This window comes from Paraniabella hibiscisoli, assembly GCF_022512515.1.
Classification (GTDB): domain Bacteria; phylum Bacteroidota; class Bacteroidia; order Chitinophagales; family Chitinophagaceae; genus Niabella; species Niabella hibiscisoli.
This window is the reverse complement of sequence record NZ_JAKWBK010000001.1, coordinates 1,579,979-1,602,789: the sequence shown is the minus strand read 5'-3', so window position 1 is coordinate 1,602,789 and position 22,811 is coordinate 1,579,979. Positions and strand designations below refer to the sequence as shown.

Sequence of the window (22,811 nt, the reverse complement as noted above, 5' to 3'; positions counted from 1 at the left end):
TTTTATAATTACTATTGCACGGCTTTAATGCAGGTGCAGCCTATGGAGCAGAATAAATAAATACCTCATTATTTTCTATTTTATACAAAAAGGGATTGGCGAGTTGAAGCGCCTTCATTGCCTGATCGATGGTTTCCTTTTCGAAAGAACCATTAAAGCTTAAACGCTGTACTGCCACATCACCGAAATTGACTTTAATGTTGAACCAGTGCTGCAGTTTATAAGCCAGTGTTATAAAATCATCTCCCCTGAACTCAAGCCTATTGTAGATCCACGAGGTTTCGATACGCTTAGGTTCTGCCTGCGAGCTATCCATAAATTCTATCTTAACAGGAGCCAACTCTTTCGGGGAAGCGGACTGGTCACCCAACGCTTGCGCATCTACAGGCAGTATTATTTTCTGGTGGGGATACAACAAAATCGGTTGACTTGTTTGTCCATCCTGCTCCCGCGTAATGCTAACCAGCCCTCTGTATAAGGAGGTTGTTACCGAGTGATCTTCATGGTAAGCTTTTACATTGAACGCGGTTCCCAGTACCCTGATCAATACATGCCCGGCATGTACCACAAAGGGCTTCGATTTATCTTCAGTAACATCAAAAAAAGCTTCGCCCTCCAACATTACCTCACGCGTGGCAGCACTAAACCCGGGAAGGTAACTTAACCTCGATCCTGCATTTAACCATACTTTAGTACCATCCGTCAGCACCAATGGCTTTCGCTCTCCATCCCTGGTAACGCCGGCAATTTGTGGTTCTTTTTTTTAGTTCCTGTATTATAAAAGACTGTGGCTGCTGTCGCTATCAATGCAACTATGGAGGCAGCCACCAGCCAATATTTTATTTTTTTATGGGACGGATTACTGTTTCTGGGCCTGCCAGAGCTTCCATTTTCTCAGCCTTATCCAATAAGCTTAAAGCTTGTAACTCGTAATTATAAGGATCTGGTAAATTCGGAGCACTTGCGTTCTTAAATACCTGGCTGATCAAGTCATACTGTTGTTGTAGGCCTGGATCATCATTCAGCAATTGCTGAAGCTGTTGCATTTCTTCGTCAGTCGCTTCGTTAAAAACGCAGCGCGACATTAATTTCCATATCTCTTCGTTAATCCTCATTATAGCAAACAGACAACCGTTATACCATAAAGGACAGTAGAATGAAAATCATCTACTATAAAAAATAGCATTTTTTTATTTTTTTCTGAAAAAGAGAAAAAGGCTGTTTAGGCGAAACACCCAGCGACTCACAGATGCGTTTTACAGCAGTGGCCATTTGTACATCGATGGTATTGACAGAAATATTGAGAATTTCGGCCACTTCCTTATAACGAAGTCCATCCTCCCGAACCAGCTTGAAAATCATTTTACAACGTGGAGGCAGGTTTTCGATGGCTTCATTGATCTTGTCAAGCATCTCCCTGGTAATCATTAACCGGAGGGGATCATTTTGAATAGTAGCTACTTCAGGAGTCAACTCATCAAAGTCCTCGGTTAGCCATTGGTTGGCTTTTAGTGCCAGTTTATTTAGTGATTGATTTTTAACGGCTACATATAGATATACCGGCAGGTTTTGGATCGCATCTATTTTTTCGCGCTGCATCCAAAGCTTCAGCAAAACATCTTCTACCACTTCGTGGGCAAGATCAGCCACCTTTACTATCGAAAAAGAAAAGCTATACAATCGCTTAAACAGGATGCTATATAGCCGTGTAAAGGCAGCCGTATCTCCTTTTTGTATTTGATGCTGAAGCTGGCGAAGTTCGTCTCCAATAAGGTCATCGTTATGGATACTATCGGATCTCAAGTTCTGCAAAAGTATTGGATTAAATTAATTTCTTAAAACTCAAAAGCATTTCTTTTACAAAGCGGGTCCATTAAATCCCAGTTTTCTCATTCCCGATTTTACTTCCGGTGCGCTCATAAACAAATTCCATAGCAGGCCCGATCTATAATTTTCAATCATTACGATAATAGGTCCCTGGTCAATAGCCAGATATGTGTCCGCAAACCAGGCTCCATTATTCTTTACGACATCCAAAGAGAAAGCATCTACAAAGCCATAATCCTTAAACAGCTTATCTCCTAAAACATAATAAAAGAATTTCAGTGCTGCCATCGACTCATTAGGCGTATAAGGCATAGAAGAAATAGCAGCAGTAGGCGCTATAAACCCCTGATCATTAGTGGGTGAAGAAGCAGTATAACCATCTTTGATATTACTCGCTGTTAATCCCCATACCGAATCGCTATAACCATAATAACTTTTTGGATTTGCCTTACAATATTCGTAATTGATGAGTGTATGATTTTTTGTTTGTGTTTGATAATTAGCATAAGCATCACTCAACCCGTTAGGATTAATACCCATAAAAGAGTAATGTGCCAGGAACAACGGACCACCCATATTTTCACCTAATGGCAGCACGTAGTTATAGTAAGTATTGCCATTTTTGAAGGCTCCGCTCCTGGCCCAGCCATTGTCATAAACATCCTTTGTAATAGTATGTGTGGTGGAGGATGCCGCCAGCACATAGGTAATGAGGCACTCATTCCATCCCTGCACTTTAAGGTTTATGGTCCAGGCCGCCGAAGGACTCCAATGCCAATAGAGAACATTTTGACTGTTTTGCCGGAACCAATCCCATTCTACGGCATTCCATAAGCCATTGATATCGTTTCGCAGGTTCGTCTCTAAAGCATCTGCACCGGTAAAGTACTGGCGAGCCGTTATTAACCCCATCAGCAGCAGTGAGGTCTCCACCAGATCGGCGCCGTTATCATTAGCACTGAAAGGGATCACCGCTCCCGAAGCCCCGTTCATCCAATGCGGAAAGGCGCCATGAAAACGCTGCGCCTTGTCTTTCAAAAATGTAACAATATTTTGTATGCGCGCAAGCCCCTCTGTCCTATTAACAAACCCTCGTTCCATTCCAGCCAGTAAAGCCATTACACCAAAACCAGTGCCGCCACTGGTGACAATATCAGGCGAATGTTTACTACCCTCCCTGATCATACCACTTGTTGGATGCGCAAAATCCCAGAAATATTTCAATGTTTGCTGCTGCACTTTATCTAAAAGCTGCTCATTGGTAAGTGTGGGAAATTTTCGGGAAGAGTCGAGATGTGTAACAAAACTATTATTAACTGCGGTTTGTAAATTACCGCCGGATGCAGATTGAAGGTTCTTGGATACAGTTAGAGTATACTGCGTCAGATAAGCAAGTGAAGCCATACTTTGAACAAGAATTGCGGAATCTCCATTCGTAACTGTCGCTAATACAGGAATGACATTACCAGTGTTACCCTTCAATGTTACAGAAGTGATTACTGTAGCAGGTTTGAGCGGCTGAGAAAAGGTGAGCTTTATCAGCGGGCTTACTGATGCGTTCCATAAAGTTGCACTTAATAAAGTATTGTTCAACGTTGCCGCATACAAAGATGGATTTTTTACCATATCAACAGGTTGGGTCATTGCCCCTCTTTCGATCCACAAGAAAGTAGTAGTATACAGGAAAATAAAATAACCAACTTGCAGTACTCCATCGACTTAAAAAACTCTATGACAAAATTGTCTTTATAGCTACCAGCTTTTATACAATTTTAAAGGAGCTACTGATTATATCAGCAACTCCTTTGACGCTATTTACAATGACCTGGCTCGTTGTTTAACCATTTGCGTGTCTGTTACAAAACACACAAGTCCATTTCCCGCAAAGCATCAAATACCAAACAATTAAATTGAATTGAATATTTATTGCTTGCTCTTGACACTAGTATCCAGGGTTTTGTGTAAGCACTCCATTACTTTGATTAATAGCAAGCAAAGGAATCGGAAACAATTCGTTTTTGCCGGCTTGAAATCCCAGGGAAGCCAATGCTGTTGCAGCCTGACCGGTTCTTACCAAATCCACAAAACGGTCACCCTCCATTGCCAATTCTACTCTTCTTTCCTTCCAAATTGCCGTTCTTAAAGTCGGCTGTGTAGTGGCTGTTGTATTTCCCAAATTGGCTCTTTTTCTTACTTTATTTAATTGAGTTTCAGCAACAGCAGAATTACCTAATTCATTTGCTGCTTCAGCATTGATTAATAATATTTCTGCAAAACGCAAAATTCTGATGTTTTGTACAGAACCATATCCACAGGTATTATTATTAACCGATTTAGGAACATATATTTTTTGATTCCACATATCTCCGGCCAAAGGATCTCCTTTTTGAATTAAATCGCCTTCAAGCGTGGTCTCTCCTTGCCTTAAAATTGTGAGCTCTTTGCGAATATCTCCTGCTTCAAAAGCACTTTCTAAACTTGTAGTAGGAACAAAGAACCCCCAACCAAAAAGGTTTCTTACACCTTGCACTTCGGCATATTGAGAACCGCCAAAACCGGGCTTACAATCGCAATTTACTTCAAAAACCGATTCGGTTCCAAACTCCCCGGCAACTCTAAAAAGATGATTGAAGTCCGGATCTAAACTATAACCCAATGCTATTACCTGATTTGAAACATCATAGGCTTTTTGCCAGTTTTTTTGATATAAATATACTTTTGATAAAAGCCCCAGTGCACCGCCTTTCGTTACTCTTCCCAAATCGGCTGCTGAATATGTTTGAGGCAAAACATCTGCCGCTTCCGTAAGATCTTTTGCAATGAATGCGTACACTTCTTCTACTGTATTTCTGGGTATATTATAGTTCTCCTGAAGCCCATCGAAGATAGGTACGCCACCATAAATTCTTACCAGGTTAAAGTAAAAGTAGGCTCTCAACATTTTGCTCTCCGCAACAAGGCGATTCTTTAATGTTGCATCCATATTGATGTTTGGAACATTGGTTATAACCTGATTCGTACGGCCTATAGCCTGCCATTGCCCGTTCCAATAACCGTTCACACCATCATCACTTTCAGTAAAAGTAAAATTATTGTAGGCATTTATAAATGAGGCGTCTCCAGGGTTAGAGCCTTTCTCTACATCATCTGCCGGAACACCAAACAGGTATTGATACGGGAAGGCCGAATTATCCCAGCTTCTTAAAAAAGTATAAATGGCGCTTACAGCTTTGAGCGCATCGTCTTGCGTTTGAAAGAATTCCGGAGCCTCTGTTTGCCCTTCCAAAGGAATATCTAAAAAGTCGCCCTTACAACCGGATATTAGCAATGTAAACGCAGCTGATATGATTAATATTTTTTCATGTCAAAATGATTTCTAGTGTTTTAAAATATTACGTTTACGCCCAAAGTATAAGTCGCAGAAAGCGGATAGATATTATTATCTACGCCCATTTGCACCCTGTCACTATTTAAGATTTCCGGAGAAAATCCGTTGTATTTAAATGTTGTTAGAGGATTTTGTGCGCCTAGGTAAAATCTTATTTTTTGTATGCCCAGGGATTGTAAAGTGCGCTGCGGAAGCGTATATCCCATTACTACATTTCTGATTCTAAAATAGCTACCATCCTCTACATAAAAGCTGTTTGGTACAATGATCGCCTGATTGTTGGTAATCATAGCATTGGTATTTGACGTTCCCGCTCCATGCCAACGTTTATTGTACATATCCAAATCCCAGCTTTCATTTCCGAAGCGCTGCTCCCTATTATAGTTGTAAATTTCGTTGCCCTGAACACCTTGAAAATCTATACCAAAATCTAAACTGTAATAGGCTAGATTAAAACCAAAACCATAAGTGAATTTAGGAACGGGGCTGCCTAAGAAAGTTTTGTCCCGGTTGTCTATCAAACCATTGTCATCTAAATCGGCAAATTTGAAACCACCCACTGTTTTACCATTTTGGGTAGGTGCTGCATCTACTTCTGCCTGGTTTTGGAAAATACCAGCAACTTTATAGCCGTAATAAGAGCCAACAGGTTGTCCTAACTGCAATCTTACAATAGTATTACCAAAAAGGAAAGGACCGGGTTCATTAAATGAGCCCCCGTAAACTTCGGTAATTTTGTTGTTTAAAGTGGTAATGTTTGCGTAAACACCAAATTTCAAGGCATTGCCCAATCTGCCATCATAGTTTACCGCGCCTTCAAAACCTTTGTTTCTAAAAGAATACGCATTGGTAATAAAACTTGATGCGTTGCTGGCCCCTGAAACTACAGGCTGATTAATTCTATACACTACATCATTTGATAATTTGTTGAACAATGTTGCTTCTATTTTAAGCTTGTTGCGTAAGAACCCTATTTCTAAACCAAAATCAGTACCTTCTGTAGTTTCCCAGCCAATAGTGGGATCTATTACCTCGGTGATGGTTTCAGCAGGAAAACCTACACCGCCAAAATATGCGCCATCGTTGAATACTGTAGTTGCAAGGGTATAAGCCCGGGTAACATTAGGATTACCCAATCTACCCCAACTTCCTCTAAGTTTTAAGAAGCTGAAAAGATCCTGGTCTTTCATAAAGCTCTCTTTGGAGATTACCCAACCCGCACTAACTGCTGGAAATATTCTGTATCTGTCATCAGAAGAAAAACCTGTAGCACCGTCTCTTCTTACCGAAGCATTGATAAGATATTTACCTGCATAATCGTAGTTAATTCTTCCAAACTGAGATTCGATCCTGTTTTTGTACGGGTCTAATTTGTCAGGATATCGAACATGGTCGCTTTCAATTTGATCCACACCTTTTGCTATATCAAGCGAAGACTCATCGCCGGTGAAATCTACATCCCAGGCCTTTCTCCAAATTCCGTTGTAATGGCTTTGAGATCGGGAATAACCTGCAAGAACTTCAAAATTATGTTCGGTAAAACTTTTTTCCAGCTAAGCGTATTATCCCAAACGTAGTTTTTATAGTCTTCGTCCCAATCTTCCAAAGTAGCCCGGTTAGGCGTAGGCAGATAAGAACTTATGGCAGTGTAATTATAACGGCTTACATTTCTATTGTCTATCGAATAGCTGATTTTGAAAGTAAAGTCTTTTAGGAATTTTACTTCACCCCAAATATTTTCTAAAAATCTGTTTTCGTCGTTTTTGGAACGAAATAAATCCAGAGTAGCTCTTGGGTTTGCTAAAGAAACCAAAGAAAAGAATGTATAATCGTTTGTTGTAGGATTAAATGGAGCATAAACCGGAGGTGCACTGTACGCCGTGAGCAATGGATTGTTGGCATTGTTGGTATTAATTTTACTCCAGGTAAAATTGTTCCCAATTGTAATACTGTTAGAAATTTTGTACGACAAATTGGCTCTAGCAGTAAACTTTCTAAAATTGTTGCCGGAGTTTACACCTTTGCCGGCATTGAGCGTTCCGCCATCATCTAAATAACCTACGCTTAAAAAATAACCCAATGGTTTCCATTTTCCCTGTACAGAAAAATCCGTAGCGTGAATGATCCCCGATTTAAAAACTTCGTCAAACCAATTGGTATTAGCTGTCGTATCAACTCTTGAAAGATAAACAGGATTTGCAACCTTTTCGTTGTTCAATTTTTCGTTATACAACTCTATATATTGGTCTGCATTAACCATCTCGGGAATATTGGTTACTTTTTTTACACACCTACATAAGAATTAAGATTGAAGACAGGCTTTCCTCTTCCCGCTTTGGTTTTTATAATTACGGCTCCGTTCGATGCCTGCGCACCAAAAATCGCCAAACTTGACGCATCTTTCAAAATACTCATCGATTCAATATCCTGAGGATTTAAGAAAGATATATCATCGGTAATCATTCCATCTACAATAAAAACTGTTTTGCCTGTAATTGAACTAATACCTCTAATGTCAACCCTGGGCGAGCCGCCTGGCGCACCAGAGTTTAGAATCTGCACACCCGAAACTTTACCCTGAACAGAGCTTATCGGATTAGGGTTGGGACGATCCTGCAAGTCTTTTGAAGAGATAACGCCAATACTTCCGGTTACATTTTCCTTTTTCTGCGTACCATAACCAATCACCACTACCTGCTCCAGGTTTTCTGCCGAAGCTGTTAAGACTACGGCTATTTCCTCCCTGCCATTTACCGCTTCTTCCTTTTCTGTGTATCCTACAGATGAAAAAACAAGAACAGCATTGGCATTAGGCACATTAATAGTAAAATTTCCAGAGGAGTCAGTCGCGGTACCTGCGGAAGAACCTTTCACCTGTACAGATACATTGGGTAGTGCCGAACCGGCATCGCTCATTACATTACCCTTAACGGTAATAGTTTGAGCAAAACCTACGCTGCCACAAAAGATTGCTAAAAAAAACAGAAACAACCCGGCCCAATTATGGGTACGGATGCGCAGAGGTGATTCCCTCCTGAATTGCAAGCCTTTCATTTAAGATCGTTTAATTAATAAAGAATACAGTTTTCACGAATACGGTTATAGCAAAGCAACAAGACAACAACCGTTAGTTAACACAAAGTTAATGTGTTTTAAATACATTATTAAAAAATACGTTAAAATATTTTTAATAATTTGATAAGCGGTCGACGGATAGTGTAGAAAAATTTTTACCGTTTTTACCTCTATTGAGCTAAAAACGATTTTGCAAAACTTCGTTCCACAAAATACAGCGCCAGCCAGCACAACATGCTCAAAGCCGCTACAGTACCGCATTGTAGGGCTGGTCAACGAATAGTGCCGCAAAAAAACAGCAAATTGTACAAAAGAAAAATCCCGGAAGTATGATCCCTAATTGGAAGCCTTTAATGTATTCGTTTTTCGGATAAGTGGTAGAAACCCAAAAATATACGTCAATAAAACTACAATAAAAAATATTTTCAGTAACCCAGATAGCTATCTTTGTAAAGTTAGGCTCGATTTTTGATAATGAAATTTTTGAACGGTGGCTCTAGGACAATCTCTACAACAAAAACTCTTACAAAAGCTTTCTCCCCAGCAAATTCAATTAATGAAATTACTGCAGGTGCCTACGGCTAACCTGGAAGAGCGTATTAAAGAAGAGCTCGAAGCAAACCCCGCCCTTGAAGTAGACGAGGAGGCGCATAAAGATGAAGACCCCTATGCCGATGAGTTCAGTGATAATGCTGAGGAGTCCGACAATTATGAAGAACAGGACGGAAGCGTTGATGATTATGAGAACATAGATGTTACCGAGTACCTGCACGATGACGACGGCGAAATTGCAGAATATAAAACCCGGGAAGACAATTACGCAGACGATGAAGACAACCGACAGCTACCTGTTAAAAATGAAGCGAGTTTTTATGATTTGATGGTGAGCCAACTGGGCTTACTTTCCTTAAGTGATCAGCAAAAGAGAATCGCTGAACACATCATAGGCAGTATAGACGAAGACGGATATCTGAGAAGAGATACCCCGCGTTGGTAGATGACCTGGCCTTCAGACAAAACATTGAGACTTCTGTAGAAGAAGTGGATGATATTATTTCGAAAATTCAGCAATTTGACCCACCAGGAGTGGGTGCAAGAGATTTACCTGAATGCCTTTTACTACAATTGAGAAGGCAGAAAGCCGAAGGAAAAGATGTAGACATTGCCATTGTAGCTATCGAAAAATACTTTGACGAGTTTACCAAGAAGCATTATGAAAAGATTCAGCGTGGCCTTGGCCTGGAAGATGGCGAATTAAAAGAAGTAATGCAGCAAATCATCCGGTTAAATCCCAAACCCGGAGGTAATATCGGATCGGTAAATAAGGCGGAGAGTTATGTAGTACCTGACTTCTTCATTCTTAACAACAACAGCAAACTGGAGTTAACGCTCAATAGCCGTAACGCGCCCGAATTGCGCATCAGCGAAGGCTACCGGGATATGATGAAGGAGTACAGTCGTGGTACTAAAAAAGATAGACAGCAAAAAGAGGCAGTTCTTTTTATAAAACAAAAAATAGATGCAGCCAAGTGGTTTATAGACGCTATTAAACAGCGGCAGCATACTTTGCTCGACACCATGGGCGCTATCATGAGTCACCAGGAAGAGTTTTTCCTTACAGGCGATGAGACCTCGCTCCGGCCAATGATATTGAAAGATATTGCGGAGAAAACCCACCTGGATATTTCTACAGTAAGTCGCGTGGCCAACAGTAAATTTGTGCAAACCGAGTTTGGTACTTACCGGCTAAAATTCTTTTTCAGCGAATCACTCAGCACCGATAGTGGTGAAGAGGTTTCTACACGTGAGGTAAAAAAGATCCTGAGCGATATGATTGAATCTGAGAGTAAAAGACACCCTTTAAGCGATGAGAAACTAACAGAACTATTGCAGGAAAAAGGTTATAATATTGCCCGCAGAACCGTAGCGAAATATCGCGAACAATTAAATATACCGGTTGCCAGATTGAGGAAGGAATTAGTATAGGGAACCGCGCCCGGTTTAAAATTCAAGGTTTAAGGTTAACGATTGGAATTGTTACAATTGAACGCCAGAACTTTAAACCTTAAACATTCTGCATTAATCTTACTTTTGCCGCCGTTATTACAATCGTAAACCTGCCTGTCGGCAGAGACAGGTTGCAAATCATAATTGAAGTATGTCTGTTATAGTAGTAGGCTCCATGGCCTTTGATGACATTGAAACGCCTTTTGGCAAGTCGAATAAAATAATTGGTGGAGCGGGTACCTATATCGCTTACGCCGCGGCCAATTTTGTACAGCCGATACAACAGGTATCGGTGGTGGGATATGATTTCCCTGAAGAAGAACTCGAAGACTTACGCCGTCGTGGTGTTGAAACGGAGGCTGTTGAAATAGTGCCGGACAGGAAATCGTTTTTTGGGCAGGTAAGTATCACCTGGACATGAATACCCGTGACACTTTGGTTACAGAATTAAATGTATTGGGTGATTTTAAACCGGTAATTCCTGAAAGTTACCAGGGTGCAGACTTTTTAATGCTGGGCAACCTGGCCCCCGCTGTTCAGTTGAGCGTTATTAACCAGCTTACTCAAAGACCGAAACTGATTGTGCTGGATACCATGAACTTCTGGATGGACATAGCACTGCCAGAATTAGAAGAAGTGATCAGCAAGATAGATGTGCTGTTGGTAAACGATAGCGAAGCCCGGCAGTTAACGGCAGAGTTTTCCCTGGTAAAAGCAGCTAAAAAATCCTTACAATGGGACCTAAATACCTGATCATTAAAAAAGGGGAGCATGGCGCTTTATTGTTCCACGAAAACCAGGTGTTTGTAGCACCGGCCCTGCCATTAGAGGAGGTATTTGACCCTACCGGTGCGGGTGATACTTTTGCAGGTGGATTTATCGGATACCTGGCAAAAACAGGCGATATTTCTTTCGAAAATATGAAAACAGCTATTATCGTAGGAAGCGCTTTAGCCAGCTTTTGTGTAGAAAAATTTGGAACTACACGCCTCAAGGAAATTACCAAAGAAGATATTAACCAGAGAGTTCAGCAGTTTAGAGAATTAACCAACTACCAGGCTGAATTGTCTTAGGCTGAAAATCAATTATATTAATTAAGCGGGCTCCAAAGGTCCGCTTTTTAATTGTCGGTATACCTATTTAAAAGATCGGTGAACAGCGATGCCCCGTACAACTTTTGCTCAATATTTGACCTCTTATTTGAAACAAACTTTAAAAATGACAAATATTCAGAAATCGCCATCCCTGTTGTTTTGTATTATTATGGATGCTATTGGTTACCTGTCTTTCGCCATTCCCGGAGTTGGAGAATTTTCAGATGTAGTCTGGGCTCCCATCTCGGCCATCATTTTTGCTAAAACCTTCGGTGGTGCGAAAGGCGTATTTGGTGGTATTTTCAACTTTGTTGAAGAGATTATGCCCGGCATGGACATTATCCCATCCTTTACCATTATGTGGTTCCTGGCCCAGAAGTCAGGAGCAGGTAAAAGATCACAAATCATTCCTGTAAAGGCAAAATAAAGGGTCGTTGATTAGGTTCAACCAGCTCCAGGCAGCAGCAATGTATGCGGGAGTTTGTGGTTTCCTTTACTTTTTAATTCGCCAAATGAACGTTAAAGAAACCCGTTCGGGTAAAAATATTTTGTTGATTTCAGTCATCAATCTATTTTTGCAACCCAATGACAATAAAGAAACATACAAAGATTAAGAAACATCCGTAACGGAAGGTTGTAGTTTTTGTGTGCAGAACATAAATTTTTTAACAGGCCTTCCGTAAATACGGAAGGCTTTTTTTATATCTAAAACCAAAAAATAAAAAATGAAAGTTGCAGTAGTGGGCGCCACCGGCCTTGTGGGCACCAAAATGTTGCAGGTATTGGCTGAAAGAAACTTTCCGGTTACGGAACTGGTTCCGGTAGCATCTGAAAGAAGTGTGGGTAAAGAAGTTGAGTTCAAGGGGAAAAAATATAAAGTGGTGAGCATGACAGACGGCATTGCAGCAAAACCAGCTGTGGCTTTATTTTCGGCTGGAGGAAGCACGTCAACCGAATGGGCTCCTCAGTTTGCAGCGGCAGGCATAACCGTGGTAGATAATTCATCTGCCTGGAGAATGGATCCGTCAAAACCATTGATCGTTCCTGAGATCAACGCAGATATACTGACGACTAACGATAAAATTATAGCAAATCCTAACTGCTCCACCATACAAATGGTAGTAGCGCTTCAGCCTTTGCATAAAGTATATAAAATTAAACGTGTTGTTGTATCAACTTACCAGAGCGTAACAGGTACTGGCGTTAAAGCAGTAGATCAGTTAATGGGTGAAAGAAACAATGCCAGTGAATACCCGATGGCTTACAAATACCCTATCGATTTAAATGTTATTCCGCAGATTGATGTGTTCACAGATAATGGTTACACCAAAGAAGAAATGAAAATGGTGAACGAGACTAAAAAAATTATGCGTGATGACAATATTAAAGTAACTGCAACTACCGTTCGTATACCGGTTATGGGCGGTCATAGCGAAAGCGTAAATATTGAATTCGAAAATGAATTTGAACTGACAGAAGTAAGAAACCTGCTGGAATCGGCTCCAGGCGTTGTGGTAGTTGATGACCTGGCTAACCAGCAATATCCTATGCCAATGGACGCGCACGAAAAAGATGAGGTTTTTGTAGGTCGCATCCGTCGCGATGAAACACAACCTAAAACATTAAATATGTGGATCGTAAGCGACAACCTGCGTAAAGGTGCTGCTACTAATGCTGTTCAGGTAGCCGAATACCTGGTGGCTAATAACCTGATATAATCTCTAATTAATCATATAAAAGCCAGTGGTTTAAAACAGACTGCTGGCTTTTGTTTTAAAGTAATATCAGAACACTTGTATTCTCCCGTTTTAACTTTTGAAAGCTAGAGCATCCCCAAAAATTAAGTAAATTGCAGATATGGATAACATCTTAAATGAACCTGAAGCAGCCTATCGCAAAGCCATTTACACCGCAGCTGAATACCTGGCTATGGAAAAGGAGTCCGATACCAAACACGAATTTTTCCAGGGAGAAATTTTTGCTATGGCCGGGGCTGGAGGAAAACACAATGTGATTTCCAAAAATGTATTAGGTGAATTATACATATCATTAAAAGGTAAACGCTGTCAACCCTACGGAAGTGATCTTCGCATACATATTCCGCAAAATACCTTGTATACCTACCCGGATATCTCTATTTTTTGCGGTGACTTTATTTCGTCGCAGGAAGATGATGATACGATGATCTTACCTGTTGTGTTGATAGAAATTCTTTCTCCATCTACAAAAAATTATGACCGTGGTGGAAAATTTAAATTGTATCGCGATATTCCTTCACTAAAAGAATATATTTTGATTGATTCAGAATCAGTAAATATAGAAGTATTCGGCATCAACACAGGCGGACATTGGGAATTGGAAGAATATAAAAAGCTCGCCGATCATTTAATCCTCCCATCTGTTGATGTAACTATTCCGGTTCACGACGTATACAATGGAACACATCTTACTGACTAAAAGTTTTCGATGATCTCTTCGGCATGCTGCTTGCTTTTAGGTTTCAGCAAGATCTTTTTGATGATTCCTTTTTCATCAATTAAAAACGTGGTTCTGTATACACCCATGTATTTATGACCAAACATTTGCTTCTCGCCCCAAACACCATACTTCTCCAGTATTTTATGATTGGTATCTGCAATTAACGGAAACGGAAGGGCATTGCGTTGTTCAAACCGCTTGTGTTTGGCTTCATCATCCGGGCTAACACCTATCACTGCAATTCCCTGCTGTTGCAACAATGTAAAATTATCCCTGAGGTTGCAGGCCTGTATAGTACAGGTGGGTGTAAGATCCTGCGGGTAAAAATACAACGCCACTTTTTGCCCTTTGTACTGTGATAAAGAAATCTTGTTTCCGTCCTGGTCTTTTCCTGTAAATGCCGGAGCTTTTTGCCCCTCTTTTAAATGTGTAGCCATGAAGCGATTATCGATTTTTTAATTCCTGAAGATGCTATTTCTTCTTTGTTGTAGTGCCTGTTTTAGCCGAACTGCTTTTTGTAGTAGTTTTCTTGTCACTTGTTTTAGAAGAAATGGCCGTCTTTTTTGTTGTTGCTGTTTTGGTTGTGCTCTCTTTTTTCGCCGTACTGCTTTTTTTGGTCGTTGAGGATGTTTTTGCAGTGGACTTTGCCGGAGCTTTTACTAATGTTTTTGAGGATGCTTTAGAAGAAGACTTTGATGTTGCTTTTCTATCTGCTTTTTTGCAGCTGCAGTTTTAGCGCTTGCCTTGTTCGTTGTTTTTGTAATTGCCGGTGTCTTTTTGATAACCGGGGCCCGCTCTTTTTCTTCTAAAAGATTAGTAGTAGCAGGCTTTGTAGCTACGGGAGGATTAACGCCTCTCACAAACTGCCAGCTCCTGCGCGTTGTATTTCCGGCGATATCAGTTATTATAACGGCTAGTTCGTGCTGGCCTGTAGCTATTTTTCCATCCGAAAAATTATAGATCCAGTTCCGCCCTTTATCATTGGTAAATCGAAGCCAGCTCCCATCCACTTCCACCCTAAGATCGGCAATGCCATAGTTATCCGTCGGTGTGAAAGTGATCCGGGTTGCTTTATTTAAGTTTACCACTTCACCACTGCCTAATGCATTAACAGAAGGTGGCGCATTATCGATAAACGCCTCAAAAACTCCAAAATCTCGAAACTGGGCAGTTAGCCATTCTCCATTCCATACAGCTTTTCGTACTGTTGTATTCTTACCTACTCTTTTGATAACGATCTTATTGCGGTTTTCGGGACTAATATATTTATCCGGCTTAATCCGCACTTCAAAATTACTGTGAACAGGTATATAGGTCTCGCCCAATTTATGTCTTGCTGAAACACTATTCAATGCAGCTGACGGAGAACTGGAGTAGCCTGTATTCATTTTATCATAAATGGCATTCAATGGCATATTTACTTCAAATGAAGCCTTGCTCAACCGGTTGGGCCTTGCTGCCTGCCACTCGTAAGATCTGACTGCCGGCGCCATTGCACCATTATTCCTGATATTGAAATTGATATCCGATTGGTTTCCATTGGCATCAGCCACCTCTATTCTCACGCTATGCAATAGCGTATCGTTAAGATGTATCAGGTTATTCAGTCCCAGATCATAGTATACTCCGCTTAAATCACCTGGTAATTTAGAAGTGTGCTGCATCCAGCTACCACCTGTGCTGATCATTTTATAATCTACATGACAGTTCATATACCTGCTATCCGGGTAATCGATGCTATCAATATAAAAGCTGCTTTTTTCAACCCCATCCACAAAAAGTCTCGCACTGTAAATTCCATCCTGATTTCCGGTACCATTCCTGGTATCGTAAGCCTGTATAGAGAAACTCAGCTTATCAAGACTGGTAGTAATGACACCACCAGGCACCGTGTAATTACCGCCAGCTTTTGATAACTTGTACTGAACCGGGGTCTGGTCGTAAACGGAATTATTCCGGTCGTACATAGCTAGTTTAATTACGGTGGGAGGAATATTATCGGCAATCGGAGTTCCAAACAAAGTTGGATTCAGCCGCCGGTCAGACCTGGTATCAATAACCTCCCAATGCACATGTGGGCCTTGGGAGCCGCCCGTGGTACCGCTGAAAGAAATAAAATCACCTTTTTTACAGGAAAAGCCCCGGCGGAATGGTTAAAGCAGTTTTCCAGGACTCTGTCTCATATTGATGTTCGGTTACATAACGCTCCAGATCATCTCTAAAATCATTCAGATGCCCATATAAAGTAGAAGTGCCATTGGGGTGATTTATAATGATCCATCTCCCCCAGCTTAGCGGCTCAATACCTACAAAAGAAATATACCCATCGGCCGCCGCATATACATTTTGATTGACCACGCTATTAGTACGCACATCAAGGCCCATGTGCCAGTGATTCGACCTTAATTCTCCCATATTAGCCACGATATCTGGCTTAAGGTTGGTCACCCACCTAAAATAGCCTTGCGGATATACAGGTTTTTATATAATTGGCCAAAAGAAACAAATCCTGTCAATAATAATATAAAAGGCAATAAAATTTTCTTCGACATGGGTCAAAAATAGGGAATTGAAAATTGACAGGCGGTTAGGTCCGTTAATCCCCCAGGTCACCTTTATTAGTGATTTTCATGCGTTTCCGAATAAAATACATTTGTATAAACTAAAGTTAAATATTTTAAAAAGTTAAAACATGAAAAATGCTAGAAGTCTAACAGCGCTGGAAACAAAAATACAAATGGTATATCGGCCTGTTTTTTACGCTTTCTTTTTACTGTTACTTATCATTTCCTGCAAAAAAGGTGATACGGGACCTGCCGGACCACAAGGACCACAGGGCGCTGCCGGCGCACAAGGTATTCAGGGGCCCAGCGGAAGCCAGATTTTAAGCGGGTCGGGCGCTCCTGCTGCCAGCCTTGGCGTTAATGGAGATTTTTATTTGGATATTAATAGCTCTAGATTATACGGACCCAAAACAGCTGCAAGCTGGGGTACACCTTTAAGCCTTACAGGTGCTACCGGTGCGACAGGTGCCACGGGGATACAAGGTGCTACCGGTGCTACCGGGGTACAGGGAAATACTGGAGCCATTGGTGCTACTGGTGCTGCGGGTGTTGCTGGAGCCATCGGAGCTACCGGTGCAGGTGCCGCTGGCACGCCAGGATCAAAAATATTGAGCGGCACTGGTGCACCTGATGCTGCATTAGGTGCAGAGGGAGATTACTTCTTAGACAAAACAACCTATTTGTTATACGGTCCTAAAACCGGAGGTGCCTGGGGGTACCGGTAAACTTACAAGGCCCAATGGGGCCACAAGGTCCTACAGGAGCAACAGGACCAACAGGTGCAACAGGCGCTACAAATGTTATTTATTCTGCCTGGATGACCAGCCCGTATGAGTCCAGAGATACTACAGTAGATGGCACCTGCTATAGAGTAAGGCATCTTGATGCACCATTGCTTACTGCTACAATTTTAAATGCAGGCACCATAATTACCTATTTTAGAATTGGAAGTATTGGACCATACCAAATGCCCTATATTTCAGATGCCGGAGGTGCTACCAATTCGGTTAATTGCTTTTATAAACCAGGAAAGATATTTGTTTACAGGCACACTTTTAATTCATGCAGGTTTACAAGTGCAGTTCCTGAAGATTTTCCCGGACAACCGGTTATGATAAACCTCCCGCAATCTTTAGAATATCGATATGTTATTATTCCCGGAGGCATTGCCGCTGCCGCGGCCAGGCAGGGTGTTGATTTAAAAAATTATGAAGCAGCCAGGCAGTATTTTAAAATACTCAATTAGTAAAAAATACAATAAAAACACATCAAGAGGCCCGGTTGAACGTTCAACCGGGCCTCTCTATTAGCCATCTGTATCAATTATAACGAATAGATACTCTGGTTGAGAAACACGCGAAACTTCCCACCCCCTTTTGATATAAATAGATCATTATCTCTTACCCATAGAAATACAGCATCAACAACTCTGGAAAAACTGCTGATGTTCATTTTAAAAATGCAATTAAGATACAAACTGATCTTCTATTTTTGCTTTACCGTTTTTAAATTGCTGCACGATGCTTAAACCATAAAATGATTTCCAAACGTATTCTATACTTCAGGTTAAAAATGCTGTTTACCCTTTGTGGGATCTGGATACTATTTGGCATTCTCTTCCTGTTCAACATTCTGGAAATTGAAAAGCAGTTATTAAGCAATCACTCCCTGTTTATATTCTGCCTGTCTTTTGCTGTTATGGGAACTGCGGTCTCGGCTACGTTGATCTTTTACCTGCGTAATGCATTTCGAAAACATGCCCTGTGGCTGGCCTTCCTGTTTAAACTCGCCCTGGCATTGGGCCTGTTTATCATTGTAGCTTTCTTCATGTTGCTGGCTTATTTTGTTTTTAGCTACAATGGAACGATCACCCGGTTTTCAGAACGCTTTTTTGAAGATATATTATATACAAGGGGATTTTTGGTTTTCATGCTGGACATGGGGCTACTCACTCTACTGTCGCTGGTATGGCTTGAAATTACTGATAAATACGGACCAGGTGGTTTCTGGAGTATGATGCGTGGCGAGTATCATCAACCTAAAATAGAAAACCGAATTTTTATTTTCCTCGACATTAACGATGCCACTTCCATTGCTGAACAAATCGGGCATGAACGGTATTTCTTACTATTGAGAGATTTCTTTTCGGATATCACCCAACCGGTATTAGCTAATGGCGGCGAAATTTATCAGTACGTAGGTGACGAAGTTGTGTTATCGTGGAAAGAATCGCCGGAAAATAAAATTTATGCATTACGATTTATCCGCCAGGCTTTTTATATATTAAAAAGAAGAGAGAAATTTTATAGAGATAAATATGGGGCGGTTCCTACATTCAAGGCGGGTGTGCACTGTGGATCCGTAACCGCTGGTTTTGTTGGTATTATAAAAAAGGACCTGATTTATAGCGGCGACACATTAAACACCACGGCCCGCCTGCGGGGAAAATGCCATGAATTTGGGCAACCTTTCATCGTTTCGGGCGGATTTATGAACAATTTTCATCAACCCTTCTCTTACATCATTACGGAAATCGGGACCATCGAACTAAAAGGCCGTTTGGAAAAAGAAAAACTATACGCATTAAATTTTGACTGATCGACCCCGATAATACCCACAGCAAACAAAAATCCAAACGGGAGCTCACATTTGATGATAAAATAATAAAAAACCAGCCCCCTTTTCCCTTCAAACCCGTACTTTTGCGCAATTTGTTTTTTTAGGTAAAAAGGAAAATAAAAAAATGCCCAAGGATACTTCTATAAAATCAGTTTTGATTATCGGCTCCGGCCCCATTATTATCGGACAAGCTTGTGAATTTGACTACTCTGGTACGCAAGCCGCCCGAAGTTTACGCGAAGAAGGTATTAAAGTAATACTGATCAACAGTAACCCCGCCACTATCATGACAGACCCTATGATGGCGGATAAGGTGTACCTGTTGCCCCTTACAGTAGAAAGCATTGAGCAGATACTGCAGGAGAATGACATTGATGCGGTGTTGCCTACTATGGGCGGACAAACCGCTTTGAACCTGGCTAAAGAAGCTGAGGAACTGGGCATTTGGCAGCACCACAATGTACGGCTTATTGGTGTAGACATTAAAGCGATCGACAAAGCGGAAGACCGCGAAAAGTTCCGCCAGTGGATGATTCAACTGGGCGTACCCGTGGCCACTGCCAAAACAGCCAACTCCTTCCTTGAAGGAAAGGAATTTGCACAGGAAATCGGATTTCCGCTGGTAATTCGCCCCTCCTTTACCCTTGGTGGTACCGGTGGTGGATTTGTTCATGATAAAGATGAATTGGATGAAGCCCTCAACCGAGGCTTACAGGCATCCCCCATTCACGAGGTTTTGGTAGAAAAGGCTATTTTGGGTTGGAAAGAGTTTGAGTTGGAACTTTTACGCGATAATGCCGACAACGTATGTATTATATGTACAGTGGAAAACTTTGACCCAATGGGCGTACATACCGGCGACTCCATTACCGTAGCTCCGGCTATGACCCTGAGCGACACCGGCATGCAATTGATGCGAAATACCGCTATTAAAATGATGCGCGACCTGGGGAATTTTGCAGGAGGCTGCAACGTTCAGTTCTCTATGAGCCCAACTACTGAAGAAATCATTGCTATCGAGATCAACCCCCGGGTAAGCCGTTCTTCGGCCCTGGCTTCAAAAGCAACAGGATATCCTATTGCAAAAATTGCTGCGAAACTAGCTATCGGTTATAATTTGGATGAATTGGAAAACCAGATCACCAAAACTACATCAGCTTATTTTGAGCCGGCGCTGGATTATGTGATCGTAAAAATTCCACGCTGGAACTTTGATAAATTTAAAGGAGCCGACGATACCCTTGGCTTACAGATGAAGAGTGTGGGTGAGGTAATGGCTATTGGCCGCAGCTTTAACGAAGCGGTACAGAAAGCCTGCCAGAGCCTGGAGAATAATGCGATCGGGTTGGGCTATTATGGTAAAAGCCTGATGCATGGCGAGGAGTTACTGGAATACATCAAAACTCCGAAATGGGACAGGATCTTCCGAATCAAGGATGCTCTGATGGCTGGTGTATCAGTAGGTACCATATCGAAAGCCACTAATGGTATCGATCGTTGGTTCCTTTCTGAGATACAGAAACTTTGCGTAATAGAGAAAAAATTAACTGAGCTGGGCCTGGAAGATCTGACAACTGAGATCATCCGCGAAGCGAAAGTAAACGGCTTTAGCGATGCACAGATAGCGGCTTTGGTAGGTGCTGAAGAAGACGAGGTATATGCTAAACGTAAAACTTTAGGCATTAACCGCGTTTATAAAATGGTAGACACCTGCAGCGCAGAATTTGAAGCAAAAACGCCTTATTTCTACAGTACGTTTGACAGTCCGAGCATTTCTTTTGGAGGCGACGGACTAACACATAATGAATCAAAAATCACCGAAAAGCAAAAAATCATTGTTTTAGGTAGTGGCCCTAACCGCATCGGCCAGGGTATTGAATTTGATTACTGCTGCGTGCATGGACTTCTGGCGATTAAAGAAGCAGGATACGAAGCCATTATGATGAACTGTAACCCCGAAACGGTAAGTACAGACTTCGACATGGCGGACAAATTATACTTCGAGCCGGTATACTGGGAGCATGTACGTGAGCTGATCGAATACGAAAAACCTGCAGGTGTAATTGTTCAGCTGGGTGGACAAACAGCCTTAAAGCTGGCTGAGAAGATCAAGAACCTGGGCGTGGAGATCATCGGTACTTCTTTTGATAATATGGATATTGCCGAAGATCGTGGTCGTTTTAGCGATATGCTGAAAGACTTAAAGATCCCTTACCCTGACTACGGAACAGCCTGGACGGTGGATGAAGCCGTGGAAGTAGCCAACCGCGTGGGATATCCGGTACTCGTTCGCCCTTCCTATGTATTAGGTGGTCAGCGCATGCGTATTGTAATTAATGATGAAGAAGTGGAAAAAGCAGTAATCAGCCTGCTGAAACATATTCCTGGTAATAAGATCCTGATCGATCATTTCCTGGATCGTTGCCAGGAGGCAGAAGTGGATGCCATTTTTGATGGTGAAAACTTCCACGTAATGGGTGTGATGGAACATATTGAGCCTGCTGGTATTCACAGTGGTGACAGCCACGCCATGCTGCCGCTTTCAACCTTTCTCCAATGGAAGTAACGACCATGGAGCATTATGCTGAGAAAATTGCAAGAGCGCTAAACATTAAGGGCTTGATTAACATACAATTTGCTATTAAAGATGGTAACGTGTTTGTAATCGAAGCGAATCCTCGTGCTTCGCGTACTACGCCATTTATTGCAAAAGCTTACCAGATCCCTTACCTGAACATCGCTACTAAAGTAATGTTGGGGGCTAATAAACTGACAGATTTTAAGTTTGAAAAGAAGCTAAAAGGCTTTGCTATAAAGGAGCCTGTATTCAGCTTTAATAAGTTCCCGGGAGTGAATAAGGAGTTAGGCCCTGAAATGAAAAGTACAGGTGAAGCCATCCGCTTTATTAAAGATTTAAAAGATCCCTATTTCAGACAGCTTTATAAAGACAGAAGCATGTTTTTGAGTAAATAACAACTTTCTAGTTATCTCGAGAAAGTCCTTGCCACTGGCAGGGACTTTTTTGTTAGCTCTGCTCATATCTGCTCATAGCATAAACATTCTGAGGTTGTCCAAATTGCTACAGCGCTTACAGAATAAAGTAAAGCTTTATAAAATTCATATTCATTTTAGTACCCCTTGCATATACCTGCTCGGATGTCAATGTTGATGTCACAACTTTACCATCCACTTTAAAATCAGAAAGATCCTTTTTGGGTCCGGCGCAGCCTCCCGGCACCCATTTACTGTTGAAGCTTAGGTGTGTGGTATCCCCCTAACGGAAATGGTTAGTGTATTTTCACCGGTCTTAGTGAAGTTCAGAACTGATAAATACTTTAGAGTTTGAGGGTTGTTTCCATCATAAACCAATAGCGTATCTACATCCACACCACCATACTTCACAGTTATATCCTGGGGTTCACTTCTTTGGTTGTTAGAAGATTGATGCTGTCTTTGTTTATAAAAGATAACACCATCGCCACTTCTCTTGAATAAACGGTTCTTGAGACATCACATCCCCTGCCGCCGCTTCTTTTATTGCAACCCGTAAAAATAGATATCATAGCAGTTGCTAAAAACAGGGTTATTAAAAACGTGTTTCTCATAAATTATGGTTTATTTAGAATGACGTTCAATCGAAACTGAACGCAACAAAGCCTTATATTATAATGTGGAATGTACTTAGTCCTTTGCCGGACACCAATTACATTCACGAAATCTTATCTTCGCTACATGAACTCATTACATGAGCAGGTAGTA

23 protein-coding genes and 1 pseudogene are annotated in these 22,811 nt (G+C 41.4%); 12 read left to right on the top strand and 12 right to left on the bottom strand.

Features of this window, described 5'->3' with window-relative positions; all coding sequences use genetic code 11:
* Positions 1–40: 40 nt before the first annotated feature.
* The 8 genes from MKP07_RS41090 to MKP07_RS10320 all read right to left on the bottom strand — a co-directional run bounded on the left by MKP07_RS41090 (position 41) and on the right by MKP07_RS10320 (position 8,269).
* Positions 41–748 carry a FecR family protein gene (locus MKP07_RS41090; RefSeq protein ID WP_317235987.1) on the bottom strand — a complete coding sequence of 236 codons (708 nt, stop codon included), beginning with the start codon at positions 746–748 and terminating at the stop codon, positions 41–43.
* Positions 749–839: 91 nt separating this feature from the next.
* Entirely contained in the window at positions 840–1,085 is a 246-nt protein-coding gene (locus tag MKP07_RS10350; RefSeq protein WP_240847128.1) for a hypothetical protein, read from the bottom strand.
* A gap of 85 nt (positions 1,086–1,170) precedes the next feature.
* A complete protein-coding gene (locus MKP07_RS10345) occupies positions 1,171–1,812 on the bottom strand; it encodes an RNA polymerase sigma-70 factor (RefSeq protein WP_240847127.1) in 642 nt (213 codons plus the stop codon).
* Between the two features lie 45 nt (positions 1,813–1,857).
* Positions 1,858–3,492, bottom strand: a complete 1,635-nt coding sequence (locus MKP07_RS10340) for a glucoamylase family protein (protein ID WP_240847126.1) — start codon at positions 3,490–3,492, stop codon at positions 1,858–1,860.
* A 277-nt stretch (positions 3,493–3,769) separates the two neighbouring features.
* Complete coding sequence (locus tag MKP07_RS10335) at positions 3,770–5,155, bottom strand: RagB/SusD family nutrient uptake outer membrane protein (protein WP_240847125.1); 1,386 nt, start codon at positions 5,153–5,155, stop codon at positions 3,770–3,772.
* A 56-nt stretch (positions 5,156–5,211) separates the two neighbouring features.
* Positions 5,212–6,627, bottom strand: a complete 1,416-nt coding sequence (locus MKP07_RS10330; RefSeq protein WP_240847124.1) for a SusC/RagA family TonB-linked outer membrane protein — start codon at positions 6,625–6,627, stop codon at positions 5,212–5,214.
* 41 nt (positions 6,628–6,668) lie between these two features.
* Positions 6,669–7,475, bottom strand: a complete 807-nt coding sequence (locus MKP07_RS10325) for a hypothetical protein (protein ID WP_240847123.1) — start codon at positions 7,473–7,475, stop codon at positions 6,669–6,671.
* Positions 7,476–7,498: 23 nt separating this feature from the next.
* Positions 7,499–8,269, bottom strand: coding sequence for a carboxypeptidase-like regulatory domain-containing protein (locus MKP07_RS10320; RefSeq protein ID WP_240847122.1), 771 nt, complete (start codon positions 8,267–8,269; stop codon positions 7,499–7,501).
* A gap of 577 nt (positions 8,270–8,846) precedes the next feature.
* On the opposite strand from MKP07_RS10320, the gene MKP07_RS38280 reads away from it, so the two are divergent.
* The 8 genes from MKP07_RS38280 (at position 8,847) to MKP07_RS10285 (ending at position 13,848) form a co-directional block, all read left to right on the top strand.
* A complete protein-coding gene (locus tag MKP07_RS38280) occupies positions 8,847–9,287 on the top strand; it encodes an RNA polymerase factor sigma-54 (protein WP_262919247.1) in 441 nt (146 codons plus the stop codon).
* Positions 9,281–10,276, top strand: a complete 996-nt coding sequence (gene rpoN / locus MKP07_RS10315) for an RNA polymerase factor sigma-54 (protein WP_262919246.1) — start codon at positions 9,281–9,283, stop codon at positions 10,274–10,276. The genes MKP07_RS38280 and rpoN overlap by 7 nt, the downstream gene beginning before the upstream one ends.
* A 172-nt stretch (positions 10,277–10,448) precedes the next feature.
* Positions 10,449–10,718 (top strand): carbohydrate kinase family protein, encoded by a 270-nt coding sequence (locus MKP07_RS10310; protein ID WP_240847121.1) that lies wholly within the window; start codon positions 10,449–10,451, stop codon positions 10,716–10,718.
* Positions 10,715–11,050 carry a carbohydrate kinase family protein gene (locus MKP07_RS10305; protein ID WP_240847120.1) on the top strand — a complete coding sequence of 112 codons (336 nt, stop codon included), beginning with the start codon at positions 10,715–10,717 and terminating at the stop codon, positions 11,048–11,050. The genes MKP07_RS10310 and MKP07_RS10305 overlap by 4 nt, the downstream gene beginning before the upstream one ends.
* Positions 11,032–11,370 carry a PfkB family carbohydrate kinase gene (locus MKP07_RS10300; RefSeq protein ID WP_240847119.1) on the top strand — a complete coding sequence of 113 codons (339 nt, stop codon included), beginning with the start codon at positions 11,032–11,034 and terminating at the stop codon, positions 11,368–11,370. The genes MKP07_RS10305 and MKP07_RS10300 overlap by 19 nt, the downstream gene beginning before the upstream one ends.
* A gap of 145 nt (positions 11,371–11,515) precedes the next feature.
* The gene (locus tag MKP07_RS10295) at positions 11,516–11,818 is read left to right on the top strand and encodes a hypothetical protein (RefSeq protein WP_240847118.1); all 303 of its coding nucleotides are present in this window, start codon (positions 11,516–11,518) and stop codon (positions 11,816–11,818) included.
* 298 nt (positions 11,819–12,116) lie between these two features.
* The gene (locus MKP07_RS10290) at positions 12,117–13,109 is read left to right on the top strand and encodes an aspartate-semialdehyde dehydrogenase (protein ID WP_240847117.1); all 993 of its coding nucleotides are present in this window, start codon (positions 12,117–12,119) and stop codon (positions 13,107–13,109) included.
* A gap of 139 nt (positions 13,110–13,248) precedes the next feature.
* Positions 13,249–13,848, top strand: coding sequence for a Uma2 family endonuclease (locus tag MKP07_RS10285; protein WP_240847116.1), 600 nt, complete (start codon positions 13,249–13,251; stop codon positions 13,846–13,848).
* Here MKP07_RS10285 and bcp read toward each other — a convergent pair.
* The 3 genes from bcp to MKP07_RS10270 form a co-directional block, all read right to left on the bottom strand.
* Complete coding sequence (bcp, locus tag MKP07_RS10280) at positions 13,845–14,306, bottom strand: thioredoxin-dependent thiol peroxidase (protein ID WP_240847115.1); 462 nt, start codon at positions 14,304–14,306, stop codon at positions 13,845–13,847. The two genes, MKP07_RS10285 and bcp, sit on opposite strands and share 4 nt — an antisense overlap.
* 222 nt (positions 14,307–14,528) lie before the next feature.
* Positions 14,529–15,941, bottom strand: a complete 1,413-nt coding sequence (locus MKP07_RS10275; protein WP_240847114.1) for a M23 family peptidase — start codon at positions 15,939–15,941, stop codon at positions 14,529–14,531.
* Positions 15,942–15,996: 55 nt separating this feature from the next.
* Positions 15,997–16,317 (bottom strand): M23 family metallopeptidase, encoded by a 321-nt coding sequence (locus tag MKP07_RS10270; protein WP_240847113.1) that lies wholly within the window; start codon positions 16,315–16,317, stop codon positions 15,997–15,999.
* A 244-nt stretch (positions 16,318–16,561) separates the two neighbouring features.
* Here MKP07_RS10270 and MKP07_RS10265 point away from each other — a divergent pair, with 244 nt between their 5' ends.
* From MKP07_RS10265 to carB, 4 genes and pseudogenes are all read left to right on the top strand, one after another.
* Positions 16,562–17,158 carry a hypothetical protein gene (locus MKP07_RS10265; protein WP_240847112.1) on the top strand — a complete coding sequence of 199 codons (597 nt, stop codon included), beginning with the start codon at positions 16,562–16,564 and terminating at the stop codon, positions 17,156–17,158.
* 14 nt (positions 17,159–17,172) lie between these two features.
* Positions 17,173–17,679 (top strand): hypothetical protein, encoded by a 507-nt coding sequence (locus tag MKP07_RS10260; RefSeq protein ID WP_240847111.1) that lies wholly within the window; start codon positions 17,173–17,175, stop codon positions 17,677–17,679.
* Between the two features lie 290 nt (positions 17,680–17,969).
* Positions 17,970–19,031, top strand: coding sequence for an adenylate/guanylate cyclase domain-containing protein (locus MKP07_RS10255; RefSeq protein WP_240847110.1), 1,062 nt, complete (start codon positions 17,970–17,972; stop codon positions 19,029–19,031).
* A gap of 145 nt (positions 19,032–19,176) precedes the next feature.
* Positions 19,177–22,025 (top strand): annotated as a pseudogene (gene carB / locus MKP07_RS10250) (carbamoyl-phosphate synthase large subunit).
* Positions 22,026–22,456: 431 nt separating this feature from the next.
* Here the strand turns inward: carB and MKP07_RS10240 are convergent.
* Positions 22,457–22,657 (bottom strand): hypothetical protein, encoded by a 201-nt coding sequence (locus MKP07_RS10240; RefSeq protein WP_240847107.1) that lies wholly within the window; start codon positions 22,655–22,657, stop codon positions 22,457–22,459.
* Positions 22,658–22,811 lie beyond the last annotated feature (154 nt).

Bases quoted from the DNA above. Each gene is read 5' to 3' on its own strand.
- MKP07_RS10350 (WP_240847128.1), bottom strand. From the start codon at position 1,085: ATGTCGCGCTGCGTTTTTAACGAAGCGACTGACGAAGAAATGCAACAG.
- MKP07_RS10325 (WP_240847123.1), bottom strand. From the start codon at position 7,475: ATGGTTAATGCAGACCAATATATAGAGTTGTATAACGAAAAATTGAAC.
- MKP07_RS10320 (WP_240847122.1), bottom strand. From the start codon at position 8,269: ATGAAAGGCTTGCAATTCAGGAGGGAATCACCTCTGCGCATCCGTACC.
- MKP07_RS38280 (WP_262919247.1), top strand. From the start codon at position 8,847: ATGAAATTACTGCAGGTGCCTACGGCTAACCTGGAAGAGCGTATTAAA.
- MKP07_RS10310 (WP_240847121.1), top strand. From the start codon at position 10,449: ATGTCTGTTATAGTAGTAGGCTCCATGGCCTTTGATGACATTGAAACG.
- MKP07_RS10305 (WP_240847120.1), top strand. From the start codon at position 10,715: ATGAATACCCGTGACACTTTGGTTACAGAATTAAATGTATTGGGTGAT.
- MKP07_RS10300 (WP_240847119.1), top strand. From the start codon at position 11,032: ATGGGACCTAAATACCTGATCATTAAAAAAGGGGAGCATGGCGCTTTA.
- MKP07_RS10295 (WP_240847118.1), top strand. From the start codon at position 11,516: ATGACAAATATTCAGAAATCGCCATCCCTGTTGTTTTGTATTATTATG.
- MKP07_RS10290 (WP_240847117.1), top strand. From the start codon at position 12,117: ATGAAAGTTGCAGTAGTGGGCGCCACCGGCCTTGTGGGCACCAAAATG.
- MKP07_RS10285 (WP_240847116.1), top strand. From the start codon at position 13,249: ATGGATAACATCTTAAATGAACCTGAAGCAGCCTATCGCAAAGCCATT.
- bcp (WP_240847115.1), bottom strand. From the start codon at position 14,306: ATGGCTACACATTTAAAAGAGGGGCAAAAAGCTCCGGCATTTACAGGA.
- MKP07_RS10265 (WP_240847112.1), top strand. From the start codon at position 16,562: ATGAAAAATGCTAGAAGTCTAACAGCGCTGGAAACAAAAATACAAATG.
- MKP07_RS10260 (WP_240847111.1), top strand. From the start codon at position 17,173: ATGGGGCCACAAGGTCCTACAGGAGCAACAGGACCAACAGGTGCAACA.
- MKP07_RS10255 (WP_240847110.1), top strand. From the start codon at position 17,970: ATGATTTCCAAACGTATTCTATACTTCAGGTTAAAAATGCTGTTTACC.
- MKP07_RS10240 (WP_240847107.1), bottom strand. From the start codon at position 22,657: ATGAGAAACACGTTTTTAATAACCCTGTTTTTAGCAACTGCTATGATA.